At 37.8% G+C, this 24,279-nt stretch carries 26 protein-coding genes and 2 pseudogenes; 10 read left to right on the forward strand and 18 right to left on the reverse strand.

Features of this window, described 5'->3' with window-relative positions; translation table 11 throughout:
• The 4 genes and pseudogenes from PSF42_RS18865 to umuD form a co-directional block, all read right to left on the reverse strand.
• Positions 1-1,701 (reverse strand): hypothetical protein (locus PSF42_RS18865; RefSeq protein ID WP_272675941.1); only part of this gene is annotated, 1,701 nt, incomplete at its 3' end.
• Positions 1,701-3,230 carry a tyrosine-type recombinase/integrase gene (locus PSF42_RS18870; protein ID WP_135017158.1) on the reverse strand — a complete coding sequence of 510 codons (1,530 nt, stop codon included), beginning with the start codon at positions 3,228-3,230 and terminating at the stop codon, positions 1,701-1,703. The genes PSF42_RS18865 and PSF42_RS18870, both read right to left, overlap by 1 nt.
• Positions 3,231-3,330: 100 nt before the next feature.
• A pseudogene (locus tag PSF42_RS18875) lies at positions 3,331-3,429 on the reverse strand (Y-family DNA polymerase); the annotation flags it as partial.
• The gene (umuD, locus tag PSF42_RS18880; RefSeq protein ID WP_272517213.1) at positions 3,417-3,839 is read right to left on the reverse strand and encodes a translesion error-prone DNA polymerase V autoproteolytic subunit; all 423 of its coding nucleotides are present in this window, start codon (positions 3,837-3,839) and stop codon (positions 3,417-3,419) included. The gene umuD and the pseudogene PSF42_RS18875, both read right to left, overlap by 13 nt.
• Positions 3,840-3,973: 134 nt before the next feature.
• Between umuD and PSF42_RS18885 the strand changes: the two are divergent.
• From PSF42_RS18885 to PSF42_RS18895, 3 genes and pseudogenes are all read left to right on the forward strand, one after another.
• Positions 3,974-4,261 (forward strand): annotated as a pseudogene (locus PSF42_RS18885) (ArsC/Spx/MgsR family protein); the annotation flags it as partial.
• Between the two features lie 284 nt (positions 4,262-4,545).
• Complete coding sequence (locus tag PSF42_RS18890) at positions 4,546-6,024, forward strand: SulP family inorganic anion transporter (protein ID WP_011039690.1); 1,479 nt, start codon at positions 4,546-4,548, stop codon at positions 6,022-6,024.
• Positions 6,025-6,026: 2 nt separating this feature from the next.
• Positions 6,027-6,884 carry a universal stress protein gene (locus PSF42_RS18895; protein WP_272517212.1) on the forward strand — a complete coding sequence of 286 codons (858 nt, stop codon included), beginning with the start codon at positions 6,027-6,029 and terminating at the stop codon, positions 6,882-6,884.
• Positions 6,885-6,955: 71 nt separating this feature from the next.
• On the opposite strand, the gene PSF42_RS18900 is transcribed toward PSF42_RS18895, so the two are convergent.
• Positions 6,956-8,953, reverse strand: a complete 1,998-nt coding sequence (locus PSF42_RS18900) for a BCCT family transporter (RefSeq protein ID WP_011039688.1) — start codon at positions 8,951-8,953, stop codon at positions 6,956-6,958.
• 159 nt (positions 8,954-9,112) lie between these two features.
• A complete protein-coding gene (locus PSF42_RS18905; RefSeq protein ID WP_176455180.1) occupies positions 9,113-9,742 on the reverse strand; it encodes a recombinase family protein in 630 nt (209 codons plus the stop codon).
• Between the two features lie 169 nt (positions 9,743-9,911).
• Between PSF42_RS18905 and PSF42_RS18910 the strand changes: the two genes are divergently transcribed.
• Positions 9,912-12,947 (forward strand): Tn3 family transposase, encoded by a 3,036-nt coding sequence (locus tag PSF42_RS18910; protein ID WP_272675940.1) that lies wholly within the window; start codon positions 9,912-9,914, stop codon positions 12,945-12,947.
• On the opposite strand, the gene lepB is transcribed toward PSF42_RS18910, so the two are convergent.
• The 4 genes from lepB to PSF42_RS18930 form a co-directional block, all read right to left on the reverse strand.
• Complete coding sequence (gene lepB, locus PSF42_RS18915; RefSeq protein ID WP_272680501.1) at positions 12,936-13,709, reverse strand: signal peptidase I; 774 nt, start codon at positions 13,707-13,709, stop codon at positions 12,936-12,938. The genes PSF42_RS18910 and lepB overlap by 12 nt on opposite strands.
• 492 nt (positions 13,710-14,201) lie before the next feature.
• The gene (locus PSF42_RS18920) at positions 14,202-15,212 is read right to left on the reverse strand and encodes a hypothetical protein (protein WP_099660722.1); all 1,011 of its coding nucleotides are present in this window, start codon (positions 15,210-15,212) and stop codon (positions 14,202-14,204) included.
• 20 nt (positions 15,213-15,232) lie between these two features.
• Positions 15,233-16,048 carry a DUF4365 domain-containing protein gene (locus PSF42_RS18925; protein WP_099660723.1) on the reverse strand — a complete coding sequence of 272 codons (816 nt, stop codon included), beginning with the start codon at positions 16,046-16,048 and terminating at the stop codon, positions 15,233-15,235.
• Positions 16,049-16,063: 15 nt separating this feature from the next.
• A complete protein-coding gene (locus PSF42_RS18930) occupies positions 16,064-16,819 on the reverse strand; it encodes a tyrosine-type recombinase/integrase (protein WP_272680502.1) in 756 nt (251 codons plus the stop codon).
• Between the two features lie 491 nt (positions 16,820-17,310).
• Between PSF42_RS18930 and PSF42_RS18935 the strand changes: the two genes are divergently transcribed.
• The 4 genes from PSF42_RS18935 (at position 17,311) to PSF42_RS18950 (ending at position 18,890) form a co-directional block, all read left to right on the forward strand.
• Entirely contained in the window at positions 17,311-17,580 is a 270-nt protein-coding gene (locus tag PSF42_RS18935) for a hypothetical protein (protein WP_048821758.1), read from the forward strand.
• Between the two features lie 38 nt (positions 17,581-17,618).
• Positions 17,619-17,873 carry a hypothetical protein gene (locus PSF42_RS18940; protein ID WP_048821760.1) on the forward strand — a complete coding sequence of 85 codons (255 nt, stop codon included), beginning with the start codon at positions 17,619-17,621 and terminating at the stop codon, positions 17,871-17,873.
• 98 nt (positions 17,874-17,971) lie between these two features.
• Positions 17,972-18,430, forward strand: coding sequence for a hypothetical protein (locus tag PSF42_RS18945; protein WP_272680503.1), 459 nt, complete (start codon positions 17,972-17,974; stop codon positions 18,428-18,430).
• A 319-nt stretch (positions 18,431-18,749) separates the two neighbouring features.
• The gene (locus tag PSF42_RS18950; protein ID WP_072022937.1) at positions 18,750-18,890 is read left to right on the forward strand and encodes a Hok/Gef family protein; all 141 of its coding nucleotides are present in this window, start codon (positions 18,750-18,752) and stop codon (positions 18,888-18,890) included.
• Between the two features lie 88 nt (positions 18,891-18,978).
• Here the strand turns inward: PSF42_RS18950 and PSF42_RS18955 are convergent, their stop codons facing one another.
• From PSF42_RS18955 to PSF42_RS18965, 3 genes are read right to left on the reverse strand one after another with little or no spacing between them, the layout of a single operon-like run.
• A complete protein-coding gene (locus PSF42_RS18955) occupies positions 18,979-19,359 on the reverse strand; it encodes a hypothetical protein (RefSeq protein ID WP_048821763.1) in 381 nt (126 codons plus the stop codon).
• Positions 19,360-19,389: 30 nt separating this feature from the next.
• Complete coding sequence (mazF, locus tag PSF42_RS18960) at positions 19,390-19,722, reverse strand: endoribonuclease MazF (protein WP_023159957.1); 333 nt, start codon at positions 19,720-19,722, stop codon at positions 19,390-19,392.
• Entirely contained in the window at positions 19,722-19,967 is a 246-nt protein-coding gene (locus PSF42_RS18965) for an AbrB/MazE/SpoVT family DNA-binding domain-containing protein (protein ID WP_023159984.1), read from the reverse strand. The genes mazF and PSF42_RS18965 overlap by 1 nt, the downstream gene beginning before the upstream one ends.
• A gap of 272 nt (positions 19,968-20,239) precedes the next feature.
• Between PSF42_RS18965 and parA the strand changes: the two genes are divergently transcribed.
• On the forward strand, positions 20,240-20,863 hold the full coding sequence (gene parA, locus PSF42_RS18970) for a ParA family partition ATPase (RefSeq protein WP_048607650.1): 624 nt from the start codon (positions 20,240-20,242) through the stop codon (positions 20,861-20,863).
• Positions 20,864-20,977: 114 nt separating this feature from the next.
• On the forward strand, positions 20,978-21,205 hold the full coding sequence (locus PSF42_RS18975; protein ID WP_048607652.1) for a plasmid partition protein ParG: 228 nt from the start codon (positions 20,978-20,980) through the stop codon (positions 21,203-21,205).
• 97 nt (positions 21,206-21,302) lie between these two features.
• Here the strand turns inward: PSF42_RS18975 and PSF42_RS18980 are convergent, their stop codons facing one another.
• The 5 genes from PSF42_RS18980 to PSF42_RS19000 form a co-directional block, all read right to left on the reverse strand.
• The gene (locus tag PSF42_RS18980; protein WP_237737414.1) at positions 21,303-21,671 is read right to left on the reverse strand and encodes a hypothetical protein; all 369 of its coding nucleotides are present in this window, start codon (positions 21,669-21,671) and stop codon (positions 21,303-21,305) included.
• A gap of 350 nt (positions 21,672-22,021) precedes the next feature.
• Positions 22,022-22,414: a hypothetical protein gene (locus PSF42_RS18985; protein ID WP_099660669.1), complete on the reverse strand. Its 393-nt coding sequence runs from the start codon at positions 22,412-22,414 to the stop codon at positions 22,022-22,024.
• A 9-nt stretch (positions 22,415-22,423) separates the two neighbouring features.
• On the reverse strand, positions 22,424-22,846 hold the full coding sequence (locus PSF42_RS18990) for a hypothetical protein (protein ID WP_099660670.1): 423 nt from the start codon (positions 22,844-22,846) through the stop codon (positions 22,424-22,426).
• Complete coding sequence (locus PSF42_RS18995) at positions 22,839-23,183, reverse strand: single-stranded DNA-binding protein (RefSeq protein ID WP_023159966.1); 345 nt, start codon at positions 23,181-23,183, stop codon at positions 22,839-22,841. Before PSF42_RS18995 ends, PSF42_RS18990 begins: the two co-directional genes overlap by 8 nt.
• A 2-nt stretch (positions 23,184-23,185) precedes the next feature.
• Positions 23,186-24,232, reverse strand: a complete 1,047-nt coding sequence (locus PSF42_RS19000; RefSeq protein WP_072070749.1) for a ParB/RepB/Spo0J family partition protein — start codon at positions 24,230-24,232, stop codon at positions 23,186-23,188.
• Between the last annotated feature and the right edge of the window lie 47 nt (positions 24,233-24,279).

Genomic DNA, 24,279 nt, shown 5'->3' on the forward strand with positions numbered 1-24,279 from the left:
TGTATTCATTTTCTTAGGTGGCATTGAGTTAATTGCAGGTGTTACTTCAAGCTCTTGTAATGTTTCCTTGAATGACATCATTAGCCATATATCTGTTACATCAGAGACCAATGAATGGTGCTCACACTCAAAGCAATCAAGAAAGCTGGTGCAAGCTTCTTCATCAGAATTCATTTCAACTCCGATACGCTCTAGCATTTTATTTATGGTTTTTACAGCACCTTGTTTATTATCATTACAACGTATCCCTGTAGGGGTTCTTGCTTCATGAGACCTGTTAGAGCCCTCTCTCAGTGCTTCATACTCATAATGATCAAGAATGTTTGAATGTTTGTATTTAGCCTCTTCAACTGCGGTGTTGATATCAACGCCTTTAGCGTTGGAAAATTTAGCATCCATTGCCGCATTTAATTTTTTTTCGTGCTCTCCAGATGTCCCATGTAAATACTGTGATGAAACAACTTTAATGCTGTTGTTTGCCGACATTGCAACAAGATAAACAGACTCTGTTGCTTGAAACAGAGTGTCCATTTTGGTTTTTCTGAGTATTGAAGGGGTTATTTTAGGGAAGTCCAGTCTGGTCAATAGTTTGTTGATGCTTGCATGGGGGGAACTACCTATTTCAGAGTAAAGCTTTATCTGACCATCTTTACTATAGTAGGGGAAGAGAGGGCTGTTGCTATCACCATTTGCCATGCTTTTAGCTACATTTAACCAGCTTTCAATGAAGTCCTTTGCGTGTTTACTGAAACCAAGTGCGTTATCTTGCTCTTGGTGTTGAGCTCTACCTTTCACGGAATCCAGAATGTACTTTCCACCCTGCACCTCTTTGAAATTAACGTCTGAAATTTTCATCTTAGCTAAAGGCGTTGTATTCATTCCTGTAAACAAATAGCACAGCATCATTGCTATTTTTGTGATGGGGTTGTTTTTATGCCCTGAGCTGGGTTGTACTGCTCTTGAAAACGCAGCAAAATGGGCAACTCTGTCACTGCCTTTTATCCCTTTTTTTTGGGCTATTAGTTCTAGCAATTCTTTATCATAAAGCGGATGTTTTTCAGGCATTGTGCCAGCATTATAGTGTTCTAAAAGCTTAAAGTACGAGTTAAACAACCTTTTTGTGATCGGTTTTAATTCTCTCTCAATATCAAGACTTTTGTGGGGTGTCGTGTGTCCTGAAACATTTGATATTTTAGGAAGTCTTTTGGTATCCTGCATCCTATTTAATTGCTTTAAAAGCCATGAAATATTTGTTCTGTGCCTCCCCCAGACAGGTCGAGAAAGTAATCCCTTACTGTTTTGCCTCCCACACCATGTCATGAATCCATCAATTAGTTCCCAGTGAAACATGGCTTTATCGATTAATTCAGTGTCGTTACTATCATCCACCCACCTAACGTATTTTATTAGCGTTTCATATCTAGAGGCTGTGGTAGAGGTGACGTTCTCACTTAGCAAAGAGTATATTTGACGCACAAAACTGCTTCGTTTCATGTCAGTGAACTGACTAGTTTCAACCTTTCTGAAACCTCGAAACAATACTGGACAGGATTTAAAAGCAAACCTTTCAAAACGAAGAATACTGCCGTTTACACATATAACCATATCGGCTAAATGTAAGGTTTTAACTTCGGCCTTGCCTTTTATTAAGTTTTTACCTGGAAGTAGATATTTTCTCTTTCTGGTATTATGTTTTGGCATTATTGGCTCTCCATACCACTTATATCAGCATCTTCAAATGCACCTATAAATTCAAGGATATCTTCATAAATTTCATCGCCTGTAGGTTCGTCTTGAGCGATTTTAAGGTATATTAACGTTACGGACTCTTCACCGTGCCCAAGGCACTCACTCACTAAAGCAAGTGCTTTGTCAGGAGTTACACGCCTCAAAAGGAGCCTAAAAAGTGATACCGCAAATGTAGCTCTAAGATTGTGTATAGTTGCTGTTAGGTTAAACCCAGACAATATATTTACAGTGGCTCTAATTTCATTCCATCTGGCGTTGGCCTCGGGAAGTTTAGTGAAAAGTGGGACACCAGTTTGGCTAATGAATAAATACTCTTTTGTATCATCTACTCCATCCTCCCCATCAAAGTATCCTAGTTCGCCTTTTTGACGCTTAAGTTCACAATGTTCTTTGAATTTCGAGATACGCTTCTTATATCTATCACTTCTAGTGTATTCGTACAAAAGGTGCATAATTCGGGTGGGGATGATTGTTTGCCTAGATTTATTACCTGATCCAGCGGTTTTTGTTAATGAGCCGTATTGACCGCCAACACCAAGCTTCATTGCTTTCTTATCTTCATCAGGCTTTGCCACTTGACCTTTGTGAAGGCTAGCCACTTCTTCCTTTCTAAGCCCTGTGTATCGTGCGACAAGAAAGAACAGGCAATATTCAATTGATAAGTTGGAAGTAGTTGTTTCACCAGCAACTTTTTTGATAACTCGACGTGTATTGGTGAGAATATCCTCTACGGCAAGCCATTCTTTATTTGTTAGGGGTTTTAAATCTCGTCTAGCTGATGATAGTGCGCCACCGTCATTACGTTTAGATTTTCCTAAATTCAACCGCAGATCTGTTGTGTGTATATCTTTACTCAAGTAGGCACCGATGCTTGTACTGCCTCCCTGATATTGTATAGAAACAACCTCGTGCTCAAAGGGAGGATTGTTAAACTTGTAGCCATTTCTGATGTGGAAAGAGTAAAACTTAACTACAGCACCCATATATGCAATTGCTGTAGTTCTGGCTATCGCATGGTTTGGGGTGTCAGGCTCAAGTACAGCCTTTATTAGAGCCTCTCGGTATTGGTACGTAGCTTTATCACTTTTTCTAAATGGGAATTTATCCCAGCTAGGTCTAGGCAGATCAATAAATTCTTCGTAAAGGTCTTCGTCGTATTCAGAGTCCCACAAGCGCTGTAATTCTAATAAGAATGAAAAGTAGTGAACTAAGCCTTTACTGTATTGTTCTGACTCTTGCTTATTGTCATTTAGGTGGTGTGCTAGTAAAAAGCGATTAACTTGTTCCATTGGTTCGTATGAGACTATATCGCCATTAGTGTTTCTACCAACCAAATTCAACAAAACAACCTTTTTAATATGCTTAGGTTGTTGTCGAGAGTATTTAATAGATAGTTCACCATTTTCATCAGGCGTAATTAGAGGGGTTCTATACGTGAATGGTTTTATTTCTGTTGTTTTGATCTCGTATACGATTGCCATGTGGTGATATCCAATTCATTCAGTCTGTAAACACAATAGTGGACATTCTCACATTGTCAAACGTGTATAGTTAGAGAGTGGAAGTAAAAGTGTATGGGTGATTGTTTGACAAAACTACTACGGGTTTACCAGCAAGATCTGGCCTGAATGCTTGCTCGCAGGCACAGTAGCAGGAATTAATGTCGATCAGGCCATACATTTTTTGTGCTTCATTAATGAGTAAGTCACCACACCCCAAATTTCAACGTCGTTACTTTCAGGGTCAAAATAGATAGGTGGGTATGCCGGGTTCATCGGCATAAGGCATGGACGTGGCCGCAAGATGAGTTTCTTGACTGTAAATTCGTTGTCGATGCTGGCAACAACAATACTACCCTGCTCTGGAGTTTCTGAGCGATCAACCACCAGCACGTCACCAGAATGTATCCGAGCATCCTGCATGGAGTCACCTGTCACGCGCAAGAAGTACGTGCTGGCTGGATGAGTGACCACCAGCGTATGAAGATTAAGTTCAGCTTCTTCCCACCCAGCAGCAGGGCTAGGGAAACCTGCGGGTACGAGCTCGCCAAAGAAAGGGATAGTTTCTTTGTTGTCTGGGGCTGATTTCATAGGTTTTAGGGGTTACGCGCCCATTTCATCGAAAAGTCCAAAGTTTGCTCTTAGCCCTCTAATATCAAGGGCTACAGGCGATATCTTATACGGTAGCATTAACACTCGATGCTATTACATTGAAAAATTAAAATTTAGAAACCCTGCCGTCTAAGGATATATTAGTAAAACTTATTGCCGATATGAAAATTACGGTAAGGGCGTTATTACGAAAAAATATTGAGCCGTATGAGCAATTAATTGATTTTATGTTGCAGTACCCAATACTGATTAATAGACCGATTGTTGTTACACCAGTAGGAACTAAGCTTTACCGACCTTCAGAAGTCGTTTTGGATATATTACCTCATTCGCAACAACGTGAATTTATCAAAGAAGATGGCGAGATTATTGTTGATAAACAAGGCATCAGAGTAAAGTAAATCTCTGACGATATTTATCATGATGAGCGTACCGATGTATGGCATCAGTACGCTCATATTAATCCGGTACTTGCTTAAGGTCGTTGATATTGGTATTTTAAAAAAAACATACTATTCATAGGAACAGCTGATCATATTATGCGCCTTACGCCACCCTGAGACACCTCCTTCCTTTTAGGTTGATACTAAATCAGCCAATTCCCACGTCCCTTCTTTGGGATAGTTTCGTTTATTTAAAATATAATCTCCCATCTTGGGATTGATAGATTACAAGGTAGTCTAATATGCTTTTGTCCTCCACTCGTCAGGACTGGCTGGGTAATATCCGTGGGGATGTCCTAGCCGGTATTGTTGTTGCTTTAGCGTTAATTCCTGAAGCTATCGCTTTTTCAATTATTGCCGGCGTCGACCCCAAAGTGGGGTTATACGCCGCATTTTCTATTGCGGTAATTATCGCTTTTATCGGGGGGCGCCCCGGCATGATTTCCTCCGCAACGGGTGCAATGGCACTTTTAATGGTCGTTCTGGTGAAAGAACATGGCCTTCAGTACCTATTAGCTGCGACGGTATTAACCGGGATATTTCAAGTTATCGCAGGATATTTAAAGCTCGGTAATTTAATGCGGTTTGTTTCACGCTCTGTCGTAACGGGGTTCGTTAATGCGTTAGCTATCTTGATTTTTTTAGCCCAACTTCCAGAGTTAACCCATGTAAGTTGGTATGTTTATGCGATGACCGCGGCAGGCTTAGGGATTATCTATCTGTTTCCATTAATCAATAAGACCATTCCTTCACCATTAGTGTGTATCGTTGTATTAACGGTAATTTCAATTAGTCTGGGTCTTGATATCCGCACAGTCGGTGATATGGGCGTTTTGCCTGACAGTTTACCCATCTTCCTTGTGCCTGATATTCCCTTTAATATCGAAACGCTACTGGTCATATTACCCTACTCACTAGCACTTGCCGTTGTTGGCTTATTGGAATCGATGATGACCGCAACGATTGTGGATGATTTGACCGATACAACCAGTGATAAAAATCGAGAATGCAAAGGGCAAGGTATTGCGAATATTGCCACTGCATTTATTGGCGGGATGGCAGGATGTGCGATGATTGGTCAATCCATCATCAATATTAAATCGGGTGGCCGAGGCCGATTATCTACGTTGGTGGCCGGTATTGTTTTATTGTTAATGGTGGTTTTTCTTAATGATTGGGTATCAAAAATTCCAATGGCGGCGTTAGTTGCTGTGATGATTATGGTGTCAATTGGAACCTTTTCTTGGCGCTCCCTTGCTGATATACGAGTTCATCCGCTATCAACCAGTGTTGTTATGATAGCCACCGTCATTGTTGTCGTTTGGACTCATAATCTGGCTTACGGGGTACTTGTCGGAGTGCTCATCGCAGCGCTTAATTTTGCTAATAAAGTCGCGCGATACATGACAGTTACATCAAGCAGGGATAAAAAAGCACGACATTATGAGGTTCGAGGACAAATTTTCTTTGCTACATCGGAACGCTTTGTTAATGCTTTTGATTTTAAAGAAGACATTGATAAAGCGATTATCGATGTGGATCATGCTCATTTTTGGGATATCACCTCCGTCAGTGCGTTAGATAAAGTGGTGATTAAGTTTAGACGTGAAGGCATTGATGTTGAAATTAAAGGGATGAATGAAGCCACTGCAACATTGGTTGATAAATTTGGTATTCATGACGACCCGAAAAAAATTGAAAAATTCATGGGAGGTCATTAATTATGGCTGCAGATATCATTCAAAAAAATTGCGTAATTGGGTGTATTGACCGTTCGTCTTCGGCAATTGCTGTTTGTCACGCCAGTGCTTGGATAGCCCAAACACTCGACCTACCACTGACACTGTTACACATGAATGAAAAAATCTCGACATCAGCACACCATGATTTAAGTGGGATTATCGGATTTGATACCCGAGAAACTTTATTGAGAGAACTCGTGGATATTGAGGAAAATCGAGCGCGTTTAACCCGAGAGGAAGGCCGACAATTATTGATGAGTGCAAAAAAAATCACTCAAGATTTAGGTCTTCATGATGTTAATACACTTCAGCGACAAGGAACGTTAGCCGAAGTGCTAAATCAAGATGATACGCATATTGTTGTACTCGGTCGTCGAGGCGAGCAATCTGAATTAACGGGTCATATTGGCCGTCAACTCGAAGGCATTATTCGACTTCAAAAAAACTCAGTGCTTATCTGCAAGCGAAACTTTACCCCACCGAAAAAGATGCTGATTGCATTTGATGGCAGTGAGGAAGGTGAACGAATCATTCATCGGTTAACACAAGTGAAATTATTAGCCGGTAGTGATTGCTATCTGGTGATGTACGGTAACCAAGACTGTCAGCTCAAAAAAGCACAAAACCAACTTCATCAAGCCGGTATTCAGGTGAAAGTCAATTTACTTGAGGGTGACAATAGCATCGTTGATGAGTTGTGTAACTTTGCAGTACAACACCATATTGATTTGATCATCATGGGGGCTTTTGGTCATTCGCGATTGAGGCAATTTTTTACCGGAAGTCATACGACAGAGATGATACATAAAACGCCCGTGTCATTACTCATCATTCGTTAGTCTTTTCGTCTATAGTCATTATTACCAAGAGAGGTGACTCGCTTTCGTCACCTCTCTATCATAATAAATGGCTACGATTTATCGACAATATGAATAAAATGAATGTGTTTTTCATATTGATCGAGGATATCATGAATAATCTGCGCTTCACTCCATCCCATAATATCGTAGTCTTGCCCACCTTCCTTTAAATAAACTTCAGCGCGGTAGTATTTCTGAGACTCATTATTTTCATCATCATCCATCCCCACTAATGCAAAAGAAGGCGTCAAATAGTCCCGTAATCGTATTTCATAGAGGAAATTGAGGTTCTCACCAAATTGTACTTCAAGAGTCACCCTATCGTCTTTCTCATTATGGATAGCGGCCTCGGTCCCCTGCTTTTCCAACTCAGTGACGACTGACTGCATAGCCGGCTCAATCACTTCCGTCATGAAACGTTTAACCTGATTACGTTTAGGAAAGAACGCTATTTTACGTAATCGACGCTCCCATGATAACCCCCCACGTCCGGTATTCGGTGCTAAAGTAGCAAGCTGTTGACTGTCTTTTTTATATATATCGATCCGTAAAGCTTTTAGCAATCCGACGATAGCAATCAATAAAATAATCGCAAAGGGTAACGCGGTCGCTATCGTCATGGTTTGCAATGCTGTTAATCCGCCGGCCAGTAAAAGTGTGATTGCAACGGCCCCCATCAAAAAGGCCCAAAAAATACGTTGCCAAACGGGTGTGTGTATTTCACCACCCGAGGCTAACGTATCGACAACCATCGCCCCAGAATCCGCAGATGTCACAAAAAAAACAATGACCATCAACATAGCGACAAAAGAAAGAACAGATGAAAACGGAAAGTAATTTAAAAATTCAAATAAGGCGAGAGCAACATCTTTTTGGACGACTTGTGCCAACATTTCTGCGCCATTATCACGGATCAAATGGATGGCACTATTTCCAAAAAAAGTCATCCAAAGCAGTGTAAACCCAGCAGGAACAAACAAAACACCTGTAACAAACTCACGAATAGTACGGCCTCGAGAGATCCTCGCAATAAACATGCCCACAAAAGGGGACCATGAAAGCCACCATCCCCAGTACAATAATGTCCATCCCCCTAACCATTCACTCGATTGCGGTTCATAGGCATAAAGATTGAAGGTTTTATTGATGATATCTGAAAGATAAGCCCCGGTATTTTGGACAAAAGATTTAAGTAACAGTACTGTCGGGCCTAAAATCCCAATTAATAATAATAATAAACCCGCTAAACTGAGGTTGAGTTCAGAGAGAATTCGTATGCCTTTATCTAAACCACTGACAACTGATAACGTCGCTAATCCTGTGATCACAACGATCAAAATTACTTGCATCGTTGGGCTGACAGGAAAACCGAATAAGTGCGCTAATCCTGCGTTGACTTGCAAAACACCAAATCCAAGCGAAGTTGCAACGCCAAAAACGGTGCCAACAACAGCAAAAATATCAACGGCATGTCCCATTGGGCCATAGATACGCTCACCAATGATGGGATAGAGAGCTGAACGCAATGTAAGCGGTAAGCCATGCCGATAACTAAAAAAAGCGAGAATTAAGGCGACAATGGCATAAATCGCCCAAGCATGTAAGCCCCAATGGAAAAATGTAATTTCCATTGCTTCTCTTGCAGCTTGAACCGTTTGAGGGTCTCCAACGGGGGGAGCAAGATAGTGCATCACGGGTTCTGCGACCCCGAAAAACATCAGTCCAATGCCCATTCCAGCAGAAAACAACATAGCGAACCAGGAAAGATAACTAAATTGCGGTTGAGCATGATCTGGACCGAGTTTGATTTGGCCAAATCGAGAGAGCCCTAAATAGGCGACGGTCAATAAAATTAATGCGACGGCCAGAATATAAAACCAACTGGCATTCTCAAAAAGTTGAGCTTGTAGGGTTTTTAACAAAATTTCAGAACGTTGAGGAAAAATAGCGGCTATTGCAACGACACATAAAATAATAAAAGCGGAAACAAAGAAAACGGGCGGGTTTATCTTCCCCCACGTTTGAGACTTTTGTGGTGATGATGACATTCAATCTCCCTTTTAATGCGTGCTCATGATTGTCATGAAGCTCGGTTTATGGTGATAAATATAAGTTATTTAATTAAAACTCTTGTGTATACTTAAATATCTCTCTTATGTCATACCAAGCGGTATGACTATAAACTTGATAAATGAATAGAGGGACATTTATTGTACTATTTTCATCAATTTTGATACTTTCGAAATAGTATGCCGCGAACAACCTATCAGGTTTTCTATTTGGCTATAGCTTTTTTTCTCCATTAGAAGACCTTCAATTTTTTGGTGTAATATCTTATTGACCGGACGGCCTTTATACTTCCCTTCTTGTTTGGCTTTTTGCACTCCTTGCGCTTGACGACGCCGTCTATCTTCGTAATCCTTTCTTGCAACCGCTGCCAGCATGTCTAACATCATACTGTTAAGGGCTGCAAGCATTCGTTCTGTAAATTCATCGGTGCGACTCATAAACTGGTAACTGGTTGGCAGATCTAAAGAAACGACCTTTAACCCTTTATGTCCAATGAGATATTTTAATTTTTCCCAGTCATCGGTATTCAAGCGGCTAATTCTATCCACTTGTTCAACTAAAATAATATCTCCGGGCATAGCCACATTGAGTAAGCGAAAGAGTTCAGGTCGGTGAAGCTGAGCGCCTGACTCATTTTCTTCAAACCAGCAGGCAATTTGTAGCCCCATTCCTTCAGCAAATTTCAACAGTTCATTTTTTGCTCTTGAGGCATCTTGTTCATGCGTAGAAGCACGTAGATATCCATAAATTCTTATATTTGTCTTCATCGGTGCACTATACATTAGTGTTGTTATTTCGGTGCATTATACATCTGTTTTTCATACTTACTACACTGGATTTCACTTAGTGTAGTTAAGGTAGACTTAAATTGCACCTTTATGTCGATTGAGCACATCACCCCATTATATGATGTCATCTATTTTTACTGGATAAAACATGACTACAATGAAAGAAATTAAATCAGGCCGTATTCAAATTTTGACTGAACAGGAAATTCATGAACTCTATTCACGTCCAATATTTAATCAAATTGAGCGTGAAGAATACTTTTCATTAGATCCGAGTATGAAAAAAATCCTCACTAAAATGAGCAAAATTGAAACGAAAATATATTTAATTCTTCTGATCGGTTATTTCCGTGCTAAGCCTGTTATTGCTCAATTTAAGCTACGAGAGGTTAAACACGATGTTGACTACATTTATGCGACTCATTTTCCAAATAAAAAACCGAAATATCCCTTTATTGCTAAAAGTACTCGTGCAACATTGATCGCGAAAATGTATGAAATACTCGGTTTTTCGCGGCTATTAAAGCGAGATAAACAAGCTTTGATAGAGCGCTTAAATGATGTTGCAACAATCTGCACATATCCCAAATATATTTTTGATGAATGCCTCGCTTTTTTAGGTCAAAACAGAATAGGACTGGTTGGCTATTCCACTTTACAAAATATAATTACCACGGTTTTAGCTAATGAGAGGCAACGCACCGAGGTAATCCTTTCAAATAGCATGCCTCCAATAATACATAAAAAATTAAAGAAGATACTGCATACAAAAGGGGTATTAAATAGTCTATCTGGCCAACAAGGCGCAGCTAAAGACTTTACACCGACAGAGCTCGCAAGTGAAATTGAAACGCATAATACCATAAAAAGTGTTTATCCCGATGTAAAACGTCTCGTTGGTGAATTAGGTTTATCGTTAGGTAACTTAAGCTATTATGCATCGATTATTCGGCATCAATCGATTTATAAAATTCGCCGATTCTCCGAATGGCAAGGGATGTTATATTTGGTTTGTTATTTATTTTTTCGTTACCAAGAAACCAATGATAAATTGGTAACGGCTTTTTTGTATGTGACTCGGAAACAGAGGGAAGCGGCGAGTACTTCCGCTAAACTACGTATAGCGGAAGAGTTGGAAATTATTCGAGAAAAGTTAACGTATGCGGGTAATGTTTTACAACTCTTTGTTGATGAAACCATCAGTGACGATACCCAATTTGGTGATATTCGTCAAAATGCATTTGCAATGATTTCTAAAGATGAAATACAGCTAATAAGCAAACATCTTAATAAAAATAACTTTGATAAAACCCATTATGAGTGGCTTTACATCGATACACAATACAGAAAAATTGCGAATACAATGAGGTCGCTTTTTCTCGCTATTGATATTGAGTGTGAACCTGGGTTGGAATTGCTGTCTTCTCAATTGTTAACAGCAAAGTCAGAACTTCAAAAAGATAAGCACATTTCTACCGTTGATCAGCAATTACTGCTAAAAAATGATAAACCTTTTCTCGTGATAGATGAAAAGGTTAATACACGGAGATTTGAATACTATTTATATCAAAAAGTGGCTCGAATGATTGAAAGTAACAATATTTACATCAACGAAAGCGCCAATAATAAGCGTTTAGACGATGATTTAATTTCAGCCATCGATTGGAAAAAAAGCCCCATTATTATTCAAAAAACAGGGTTAACTCGTCTCAATACGCCGATAGAACAAACGCTTTCGGAATTAACGCAAAAATTGAATGAGCAAATGAAGCAGGTTGGACGTAATATTCATGGTGGAGCGAATGATTTCGTGACACTTCAGCCACGATCAAACCAGTTAACATGGAAACTGGCGAATAAACGTTGGAAAGATGATCTTGATAACCCCATATACAACCAGCTCCAACATATGGGGATCATTGAAATTATGGACTATGTTCATCAAAAAACAGGCTACTTAGATGCGTTTAAAAATATCGCATCAAAAAAGAAAAACACTAAGGCTAAAGAAGGCGATTTACTTGCCTGCATATTTGGAAATGGTTCAAACTATGGTGTTCACCATATGTCATCAATATCAGATCGTGCTATCGGTGTGCTTAGAGCCGTTAATGACGGCTATATTCGACCTGAAACAACGAGTGAAGCCAATGATATGATATCTAATGCTTTAGCAAAACTGCCGATTTTCAACTATTATACGATTAACGAAAGTGCCTCATTCGGGAGTATTGATGGCCAAAAACATGGTTGCCGAATCAATACATTTAAAGCTCGATTTTCAGCCAAATACTTCCGAAAAGGGAAAGGCGTATCCGCACTTACATTAGTTTCAAATCATGTACCAATTAACACGAAAGTGATTTCAGCCAACGAATATGAAGCGCATTACGCATTTGATTTACTGTATAATAATACCTGTGATATTCAACCCAAAACATTAGCCACGGACACGCATGGGGTTAATAACGTTAACTTTGCTATCCTTGACCTCTTTGGGTATCAATTCGCCCCTCGATATGCAAAATTTAAACACGTTTTTAATGAATTGTTTGAAATTGAGCTTGATGAAGTCGTTTCTCTGAAACTTAAAAAATCGCTCAATTTATCACTCATTCAGGAGGAGTGGGAAAATATTCAATGGATAATTTGTTCATTAAGCCGTAAAACGACAACACAAAGCACGGTGATTACTAAGCTTTCTAACAGTAAGAAAAACAATCGCACCTTAGCGGCTCTTCGTGAATATGACAGATTAATTAAGTGCTTATACGTTCTCGATTATGTTGATGACAAAATGCTCAGGCAGTTTGTCCAGCAAGCACTTAATCGGGGTGAGGCTTACCATCAATTACGGCGTGCAATCGCATCAATTAATGGTAATCAATTTAGAGGCGGCGATGATTACCAGATAGAACAATGGAATGATTGCGCTCGTATCATTGCTAACTGCATTATTTATTATAATTCCGCATTATTATCCAGTTTGATTGAAAAATTTGCGCGTGAAAATAATCAAGAAGCAGTAAATATGATAGCTGAGTTATCGCCTATCGCCTGGCAGCATATACAGTTGGCCGGTAATTACACCTTTGGCCTTAAAAAAGATAATATTGTTCTGGAAAGATTACTGAAAAATTTAGATCCTCTCATTTCAGAAGAATCATTAAGCTTAGCGGCATAGTCTATCAATAATATTAAAATGCACATCGTCTGTAGCCCTTGGTATCAAAGGGCTATGAGAAAACTTTGGACTTTTCGATGAAATGGGCGCACAACCCCTAAACTCAAGTGTAAAAGCCGTGGCTAAATACCGGCTTATCAAAAGTTCCTTTTTAACAAGCCCTCGCAAATGGCGTGGAGTTCCAACTGCATTTTCAAAAAAACGTGAATCCCATGAATGATCCCTGTTATCGCCAAGAACAAAAACATATCCATCAGGAATTACCCATTGTGTATAAATCGGCTTAACGAATGGTTTACGGTTATCAATGACATAATCATATTGTTGTGTATTACGTTCCTGAAGCGCCTGATAGGTACTCGTATGGTCATTATGATGGATTAGCTGCCCGATCATCCTTCCGTTGATCTGGACCGACTTATCATCGGCATAAGTGATAGTATCGCCAGCCAATCCGATTATGCGTTTTACATAAATGAATGAAGGGAATGCAGGAGCTCGGAAAATCACTATATCTCCACGCATCAATTGCTCTTTTTGCGCGTCAACCGGCTTTGCAAAAATGAGATCACCGGCTTTCAATGTCGGTGCCATAGAGGATGTTGGGATAATGTAATAGTCCAATAGGTAGGATTTAACGGACCACACAATAACTGATATTATTACCAAGCTAACAGTATAAAAACTAGGCTTACGTTTTCGATATATGAGGTAAAGAATTCGTAGGATAAGTGCAAGAATAAGGGTACTTATGAAGTTCATGAGCTTCAGCCTTCAGAAATTAAAAAGGCAATGTACCCGTTATATGGTATCTTTTTTCTTAGTAAACAGTCTTAAAAGTATCACTTTCTATTTTGATGGTGCATGGTTATGGCTTTCAAGTATCCATAAAACCATAACATATTAAAGTGGCTACTTATTTTTAAAGGCAAGAAATAACATATAGTTTCACTGGAAAAAACAAGATATCCTATCTTATTATCTACTGCTTTAAAACTAATTGAATCAATATTACTTTTAGAGTGCTTAAAATATCTGCGGTAGCAATTCACATAAATCGCAATAAGAAAGAATGATGCTAACACCTTAGATAATTCAATTAATGTTATGCACTCTATAAAATCTCCAATTACTGCAATTAATACAATAAATATTAATATGGAAATATCAATTATGTTTTTTCTGCGTATTAATAAATACGCTGGATATACACAAGCAACGGTAAAAAAAATAATCTGTATGAAAGAGATGTATTTATTCTTCATTAGACCACCATTCAGGTGCTGCTAATGAATCATCTGAAACTTTCCAACCAAAGTTAATCAACATTTTCTTTATATTATAAGGTTTATCCATAAAATAGCTCATGTGGGTTTTATTGTTCTTTGTGACCTGTCCTGCTGCCCTAACTGAAGTAATACCAATGTAGGTCGTTAAATCTGCAAGTGTATAACCTAAATACGTTACATCTAACAATTCTTCGATACGCTTATTTTCATGAATAGTGTTTAGTATGCCCTCTAATTCTGATTTAACAAACATATACAGTTGTCTGCTATCACTACCGGTTATTTCTTTCCTTTCATCGTAGTGGCTATTATGAACATTCTCATTATCCTTGTTATTTTCAATCCACCAATTAGGCGCAGATAAATTATTGTTGGTAACAACCCATCCATGATTAATAAGAACAAGCGCATTATTAAATGTATACTTTGAAAGTTTCAATTCGTTAACTTCAGACAAAAAGATTTCTTGTTTATCAATGCATTCTAAAATACCAAGATCTATTAACATTTCGGTAATAGATGATTGATTTCTATGTATCTTATCTGCGATTGAGCTTAGGTTCATCTTGTTTTGTATCATGGAGATAACTGTATGAATTTCTTCATTAACCCATACTGTTTCATTACGATTCAAATCGTTAGTGTTGCTCATAGGGAATTGATCATTACTTACCCACCACTTGGGGGCTTTAAGAGACTCCTCCCTGTTTGATAACTCATATATCCAACCAAGTTCTAATAATTTAGGAATAAATGATGAATGAGGAATGAGGTGATTTAAATTAGTATTCCTAGCCGTAGATATCTTATTATCCTTATAGTTTATTTCACACAACCCCATGTTCAATAATTTTGAGAGGACATCATTTACACTACGTCCGGTAAATCTGCATATCTTTTCGATGAAAAACGGCTCATTAATGGTTCCGAATAGTTTTGTTATTTCAGATAATGTCCATACCGTTAGATTTCGCATGTTTATTTCACTTGATGTAATTAAAATGGGAATAAACCGTAATTTTCACAGCCTAGTTCTTCCCTTGATTCTGTTGATATAATAATTTGTTTCAATTCGCTCAATAATTTTAATTGTTCAGTAATTATGTTCCTGTTTTCATTGTCAATAATATTTGTACTTGCAATTTCTTCAAATGCATCTTTCATATTGAAAATACTCATTCTTTCGATATTCACACAAGTATTAGATGCTAGATAATTAATTAACCAATTTAATTTTGCTAATTTATAACAGTAAATAACACAAGTATGACCCACTCCAAATTCACCAGATAAAACATTTCTAGCGTGAAACACTAGTTCTTCATATATTTTTAGAAATGCTAAACTTTGTGACGTTGCGCGGTGATTCGTTAATAGTTCATTTACTTTTTCAATATTCGAGGATAGATCATTTTCTTCAGGGAATGTGATTGTCACTGATTCTTGTTGCTGCCATTTTTTATTTTTATTATTAAGGTGTATTTCCACATACTTTTGTAACCATATGTATTTAGTTTCATTTGATGGTATTGATGTGTAAAATATAAAAAAAGGAACGTTAAATAATAATGCGTATTTTATTGTTTTAACAGGAAAACTTAGTTTTACAGTTTCATCAAATGAACTGACAGTTCCTTTAGATTGTACAAAAAAACAATCACCCGTTGGATTATTGTTTTCAAATATTTCAATCATGAAGTCTGTCCCATAGTCACGTTCATCAATTGAACGTAACACCCACTTATCGCTAGGTATCTGGTTATTAACAATTTTTTTTGCTTCTGTTTCGGTAATGTGCGTTTCAGATCTCATTTTTCCATCCTATCATTAGTATATAAGATTCCTTGCAGCAGCTTCTAAGCGTGTTATACCTCGTTTGTCATACCGCTGTGTGGTCGCTACGCTACTGTGCCCCATAGCCTCCCTGACAGTTAACAGGTCCTCACCAAGCTCTAACAGTTTTGTTCCATATGTTCGGCGGCAGTCATGGGGTGTAAATGACTCAGAATTTGAATCTTTTACTAATTTTTCAATAATATATCGTAAACCATCTGTGGTTATTCTATCGCATGTTACATCATCATTTTTACGTATACGGGTGAAAATTGCACCGGCATGATCCCCTCTGACGGTTTCTATCCACATGCGAGTACGCCGTACAGTATCATTTGGCATGAAATTTGTTCTTTCTTTATTACCCTTTCCCATGATTTTAACGGCATTATTATCAAAATTGATATCATCAATATCTAATAAAGTAACTTCTGCACGCCGTAAACCACACCCGAGCATTAACGAAACAATCGCAGCATCACGTATCGAAATAGCGGAATTTTGGCTGTCAAGATACTGATAAATCGCAATTATTTCGCTACTACTCAGTGATCTGCCTCTGCCAATGCGATTACCACGGATGCGCCTGACGGTGCGAATATCCTGATAGGTATCACTGTCGATGATCCGTGATGCTCTGGCTTCTTCAGCAACGCCTTTAATGGCACTCAGAACCAAGTTGATACTATTTGGGGTCTTTTTCTCCAGTAGCAATTTTTGGAGTACCAACTGGACTGAATCCCGATCCATGATGGACCAATCAAAGGTGAACGGGTCGGTAGACCGAAATAATTTGACCACCGATACAAGGCAGGAGCGCATTGTCTTTTGACTCTGCTTGGAACGCAGCCGTAACAAATAACTGGTCGCTGGATTGTGGGTGTTTTTCGTCATGTTATTGACATCAACAATACTTGTTACACCGTCACGTAATATTAACTCTCCCATCTGTACCCTCTTGGTGTAGAAAATTTGTCTCAAAATAATGGTTGATTCTGGTGCGTCAATCAGCAATACCCGCCAGAAATCAGAAAAGATTTTAAGTTACTACATTAAATACATATTTAACCGAGTAAAGGGTAGCACAGGTATTTATCATCGAATAGCTAAAATATCGGTATTAGTACGCATTAAAAGGCTTGCAATCTTTAAATTGTTGTATAATGAAATTACGTTGTAAGTTCATAAAACTAATAATGATTTTTACATTACTAATTACCTAACTGTTTCGGAGAGGGATAATGTCAGCGGTAAATGACTTGGGCTTTGGTTTGGTTATTACATTTTGGATCTGTCTAGCATTCGTAATGTTATTAGTTTACATATTCAAATCCGATTTTAATAAGAAAGCCGTGAAAGATGGAAAGCGATATAGCCAGTTAAAAATTTATCGAACCATCGAGCGAGATTATAAAATTCTCTACGTACTAGGTGATGAAAGTTACAGTATTGAAGTAGATAAGGATTATTACGATGCGGCTATTGATAGATATAATCAGTCGATGAAGTGATATTCTTGTAAACTCTACAATTAATTAAAGAGGTTGTGATGAATTTAAAAAAACTAGAAATGGTAATCAGTCTTGTATTTTCAATAATGGTTTTTATTTTATTTGGTATGTTTCTATTTGAAGGTTCAATTCGATTAAATGGATTCTTCTTTGTTCTATTATATATTCTATCTGGTGCAAATATCTTTTTGATTACCTATAACCAAAATGGAGCAACAAGCAAAGTTATTGCCTACTTAGTTGCTTCAATTTTGTTGTTAATCCTGATTTTTGCTTTGATATTCGTTCTTTAAATTTCTACAAATTTGTCATAAGTAACTAAATTTAATGTATTTCGTTTTTTTAGTTTAATTCTGAAATATATTTGAAATTCAAAGAGAGATAGATATACATGATTAAACAAATCTTTCGGTTTATAATTGGGTATAGATTTATCCCCTTGAAAAATATAGATAAAAATGATTTTAATCGACTTTCAGATTTTGAGTCAGTAGAGTGGCGAGTCAGAGTTATCCAAAATGGGGGAATTTATAAAAGGGAATGGCTGAAACGCCTTGATAATGAAAGGAAAGGAATAAAAACAAAACCGAAAATCAAACCTGAAAAGATTAAAATATCAAGGAAAGATTACGAGATAATATCTAAAATCACTGATGCAGGATATATTATTTTAAATTTTCCGGCAGAGGACAAAATAGGTCGATTATCTAATGTTGATAGGATTCTGTTAGACCATCTTTCAAATGAAATTAAAATGGAATTATTAAATTCAAAATCAAGCCTTACTAACCTTGATGAAATTGAATATCTACATTTGGCTGTTTTTTTAGATAATGTGGTAATTCAATAAAATATTTTTCCTTAGAGGCTGTTGTTAATTATAGGTTGATTTGTTTGTTATATTGATATTAATAACCGTTTTATTGGATAAATTCTTTATTAAGAAAGCAAAAAACATAATTAAAATATAGTATTATAATTTTCAATTAACAGTATGTCTCTTAATAATAATCTGCTAATATTGCCTTGGGTGCTTGAATCGTTTTGGTTCGAGCATAGCCAAGAGCCAAAAAGACGAAAGCCCCGAATTAGGAATAATCCTTAACTCGAGGCAGTCTACAAACGTTGCAATTTGATTCTGTCTCCTTTTACTCAAGGAGTCAAGAGAAATGAGCAAATTTGCCCTGATAGGGCTGATTACTGTGTGTATCACAGTTCTGTGCTTCTCTTTGTTAATGCGTGATCGTTTATGTTCACTCAATTTTACAAGCGGAGGTACGGTGGTTCAGGCAACACTATCATGTAATTAGTAGTGTTGCTTTTGTGGGGGGAAACCCCCACATTTTCTCTTTTACAGATTACGATGGGTTGGTGATACAAGCACCCTTTTTCGGTTAGCTATGGCTCACTCTTTTTGCTATCAATCATACCACTTTCGTTGAATAGATAGATAAGCCAGTATATTAAATATAATGCTGTTGTAATCATGCCGATATTGATCATCAATAATCCGAATCGCGGTGTATTATTAATATCAAACAGTAAATCATCCCTGAGAAAATAGCTAGAGAGTAAAAATACAACTGATATACCAGAATAACCAAAAGCCAATTTGAATAGTCTTGACTTCGATTTAGCGAAAATTATTATTAAAATTATAAAAAATAAAACATAATCATTTACTGTGAAAATAACATCTAAAATAGAGTTTAATGACGATACAGCATTATCTAAAGGAGTTTGATTACCTGTTGCTGTGTGTAGTGTCTCATTTTCCATTCTATCCCATAACCCTTATAAGTATTATATCTATCCTATTAACGCCTTTGCTTTAGCTTTTATCTCTGCCAGTTCTGATGCCTCCACTTTGCCCTTTTTAGTAACTTTACGAGCTCTCCAGTCAACACATGTAACTTGATCCGCTAATGCGTAGCTGTCTCTTTCGTTCGAGAGTTCGCATTCAAATGGATAGCCTTTGCCTTTAGTTGTACATGGTACGCATAGTAAGAGCCCTACTTTATTATTGTATGCAAAAGGGCTAAGGACAACTGCTGGACGATGACCGCCCTGCTCATGTCCTTCAACTGGATCAAAGTCAATCCAAATCAAATCGCCAGAATCAGGTACGTATCGAGATACCATTAAATTAATTCCTTACCTGTTCGAGCTCCGAAGTCTACTTTCTCATGGATATTCTCCGGTGTGATACCGGCTAACAAATTATCTAATGAGTATTCTACCGCTTTAACTGGCGTAATGATGATACGACCTTCTTCTACCGCTATTTCAACCGTATCATCAACGCTAAGTGCCGCTTTTTGCATGATTGCAACAGGAAGCCGTACAGACGGGCTATTGCCCCATTTTTTTACTGTGACCTGAGCCATTTATCACCTCTACAATTCAACGTCCGAGTTTTAATAGTAGCACCCCAATTTCAATGTATCAACATTGTTGATTATAATAAACACATTAACACATTAACACATTAACACATAAGTGTATGTGTCTTTATGTCACATATAAAGTGTGAGTTTGATAAGGTCCGTATGTGTCTATGTGTTTATGCTCAAACACACATAAACACAAATACACATTGATTATTTTTAGGCTTACTTAGATAATGAACAAAACACAAACACACATATGAGGGTTTCCAGTGAAGGTTATTTCTTTTTTAAATCCGAAAGGCGGGTCTGGAAAAACAACCACCGTCATAAACGTTGCTACTGCTATGCAAAGAGCCGGTTATTCGTTAGCGGTTGTCGATACAGACCCTCAAATGAGCCTATCTAACTGGTCTAAAGAAGGGAACTGTGATTATGATGTTTTCACCGCAGCCAGTGAGAAAGACGTTTATAGCATCCGTAAGGATCTAAGTGATTATGATTTTGTCATTGTAGATGGTGCTGGTTCGCTTTCTGTAATTACTTCAGCAGCGGTTATGGTTAGTGACCTTGTTATAATTCCAGTCTCGCCAAGCCCTCTTGATTTTTCCGCAGCCGGTAGTGTTACATCAGTTCTTGAAGCTCAGGCATACAGCCGCAAAGTAGAAGCTAGGTTCCTGATCACTCGCAAAATTGACCAAACTACTATGTTGCAAGTATTAAAAGACAACCTCAAAGATACCGGCTTACCTTCTTTCAAAACAGCCATTTCTCAACGGCAGAGCTATATCAAATCTATTCTGGATGGTAAGAGTATTTTTGAAACTAATGATGGAAATGCAAAAGGCGAGATTGAAATACTAACCAAAGAAATTCTGACTATTTTTGAGTCATAATGTGCATTAACACATAAACACAAACGTGCATTAACACATAAACACAAACGTGTATTTACACATAAGCGCTAAAACACAAAAGCGTATATGTGTTTAAATTAAAAGAGATACTTTATGGCACTAGAAAAAGTAAATGAATCATCAAATTCACAAAAGATGAAGTTCGGTGAAAACAGAGACTTAGATAAAATTCTTGAAAAAAGTACAAAAACAAAACGTATAAATGTAGATCTTGATGAAGATACTCAAATTCGATTCAAAGCTGCATGTGTCAAACGAAACACCACCATGAAAGATGTAATATCAGATTATGTTCATCAGTGGCTGAAGCAAAATGAATAGGTAGTGTTTTTCTAGGGATGATATTTCATCCCTTTTTATTGCACTTTTATCTCAGTTTCACTATGTAAAATTCAAAACAGAAGTGTCTCATGCTCGACTATTCGACCCAATCTGGTAGTTTTGGCAATGGTTGTTTTTTCCACGGCTCTTGCTCTCCAAGATCCCAAATTTCAGTGTTGTATGTTCCTGTTCCACCAAAATCAAGGCTTGGTCGTAACTGCGTTATGTAACAGTACGCGAGAAAGCCGTTCTCTCTCTTGCGTACCAATTCAGTCCAACCGACCGCATATATATCTTGTAGATATGCTTCCCAAGCAAACAGCACACCGGTATTGCTCCAATGCTCTAACTCAGGATAAAACCGTCTTATTTCCTTTATAAAATCAATCACGTCACTATTGAATTCATTATCTGGACATGGGTTGCTCGGGTTTCGTTGGAATGTTTCTTCATTAAAAACAAACATGCTCCGGTCCTCTACTTTAACTGGTAGTGTTTTTGCTTTTTATTATTGTACCTGTGATTTAATTCTTCACTTAGATTTTAGGTTGATTACCTATAAAGCCTAAAATATTTTTATATGTGTATACACACATTAACACATACGTGTATATGTGACGAATCACACACAAATACACATTAACACATTAACACATATACACATGAGTGTTTATGTGTATAATTAGTTTTGCCATACGTTATATGATTATAATAAGTACCAACACTAGGGTTATAACGCCACATTGTGGCGTTTTTTTTTGGCTGTCATTTTGGCAGGGCAGAAAAAATAGAGGTACAAAGCGCAGCACATAGCCGTCAATATGCCTTGTTTAGCTGTGGCTCGATCTTTGAATTAGCCTTTTCTAGCCAATTCATACTATTAGAACAATCCTTCTCATGACCAATGATTGTCAATACCTGTTTATAAGCATCATCATTCAACATGAATTTCAAACTATTCAGATAGCCATATAAAGGGTCCCTAACTATCACATCATCTGCCGTCACTGACTGCGCACATACCTGATAGCGGATATCTTTAATGTTTTGTACAACACTCATACAAGCTGGACAGTTGGCTTTGTATTTCTCTAAATCAGAATATCGCTGTCCTTCAATCCCTTCCATTGCAGAATAACTATTACCCAACGCTGGCACTGAGATCAGCGTAGTTATCAGAATGAAAGGCAAGGATATTGTAAGTTTCATTTTGGATTCTTAGTTTAGGTTGTTCTGCTGTTCACATAGCAGTTGCAACTCAGTCCATACCTCATTTTCCGAGGCTTTTAAAACCTCATCCAACTGATCTGGTGTCGTTGCTTCTAATACGGCTTGTCTATTCTCACCACTTAACTTACCGGACATGATTTGTACACCAGACATGATCATAGAGTGATATAAGTTCTGACGTTCCTTTTCATCTGATGAAAATATGCTATCCAGCATCTCCAGTACCCCGTTATAGCGCATAATTTCACTTTCACTGCACTGTGACGTATTCATTAGGTGTTTGAGCTCGTATAGCTTCTCACGCGCTTTAAATAGGGCATAGTTTAGAACTGTTTGATCTCGTTTCATTTCTGCCATCACATAATTAGGATTTTGAACGTTACAATTTGAAATTTGGTCTGCCTTAGCCATTCTGCTCTCCTGCATTTGTATTTTTACTATTAGGTAATACTCTAAACACACCTGTCTGGTAATTCATTATTATAGAACAGGAATTATTAGTCGGTTGTAGCCTTGCTTCGATGTAAACAAGTTGTCCTTTCTGACCAAAATTAGCTGCTATTTCTGCTATTTTTCCGTATGCACTAATGTTAAACCAATCTGTTATCGGGTTTCCTTTCGAGTCATGCCGGTTAATTGCAACAGAGAAGTAGGTCATTGCCTCACCGTTACGTTCTGAATACTTCAGATTATCTTTCGGGGACGAACCTAATCGTGCGATCAGTTGCACCTTGTTAAGTAATTCCATAGTTAAGCCTGAATAGCTTCAGTGTTGGATTCGGTTTTGCTCGGTTCGTTCTCATCATCATTAGATGCGGCGGATTCATCATTCGCAAACTTCTGAAGAACATCATTAAGCAGGGTCACAATTGTTACCGGCATTTCGACAGTCACTGTTTCATCATTTTCTTGAATATCAGCAACTTTGTCGTGAATTGTTGTGCGGATTTCACTTAATTGTGAAAACACGGAATGTATTTCTTTTTTTGAAAAAGGTACTTTCTTCGCTGAAGGTACAAATTTCCGTGTGACTTTATTTTTGCCGCTGTCAGTCGCCTTCTGCAATCCTGCAATGATCACATCATATGCCTCTTGATTAGTTTCTTCACACTCAAGCAGTATTTCTATGGCTAAATCTGAAGTAATCAGGTTCTTTCTGACAAGATCAGTGATTCTGTAATCTGCTCGGAACAAGCGTAATAATCTGTTGATCGTAACAACACTTGTGTTCGTATATCGTGCAATTTCCTTTTTTTCCCATCCCATACTAAGTAAACGATGGAAACCATCAGCTTTTTCTAACGGAGCTAAAGGTTTTCCTTCTGAAGATGTCAGCATATTGACGATCTCAAGTTGCTGACTGCCTGAGAACTCCGTGACGTATACGCCTTTAATCGTGCATCCTTCTTCCATTGCCATGCGTAGAGCGCAATATCTGTGGTGTCCATCAATAATCTGTAAGCGTGGCAGATTATCAACCGTTATAACTTTCACAACGATAGGTGGAACATAAACACCTGATACATACGAATTCTTGATTCGTCCAGCATGTTCAGTATCAATCTCCCGAAGATTGAAACCTTCCTGTACGTACAGTAACTCAACGTTAACGCGATAAATATCACCACGCGAACACACCTTTTCCTCAAAGGCATCAGACATTTTGCGTAATGTTGAGATATTGTGCGCTTCAGTATTTTTCTTCAGAGTAGGGTAGGGTAGGTCATTGAGAAGTACCTTGCTCATATTCGAATTTTGTTGACTGCTATTCGTTGAAATTGCTGCGTTAGTATTCATAGTCCTCGCCTTGTCATTGTGTAACTAGGTATTATTTTTATTCGACG

Source organism: Providencia sp. PROV032 (genome assembly GCF_028484875.1).
GTDB classification, from domain to species: Bacteria; Pseudomonadota; Gammaproteobacteria; order Enterobacterales; family Enterobacteriaceae; genus Providencia; species Providencia rettgeri_E.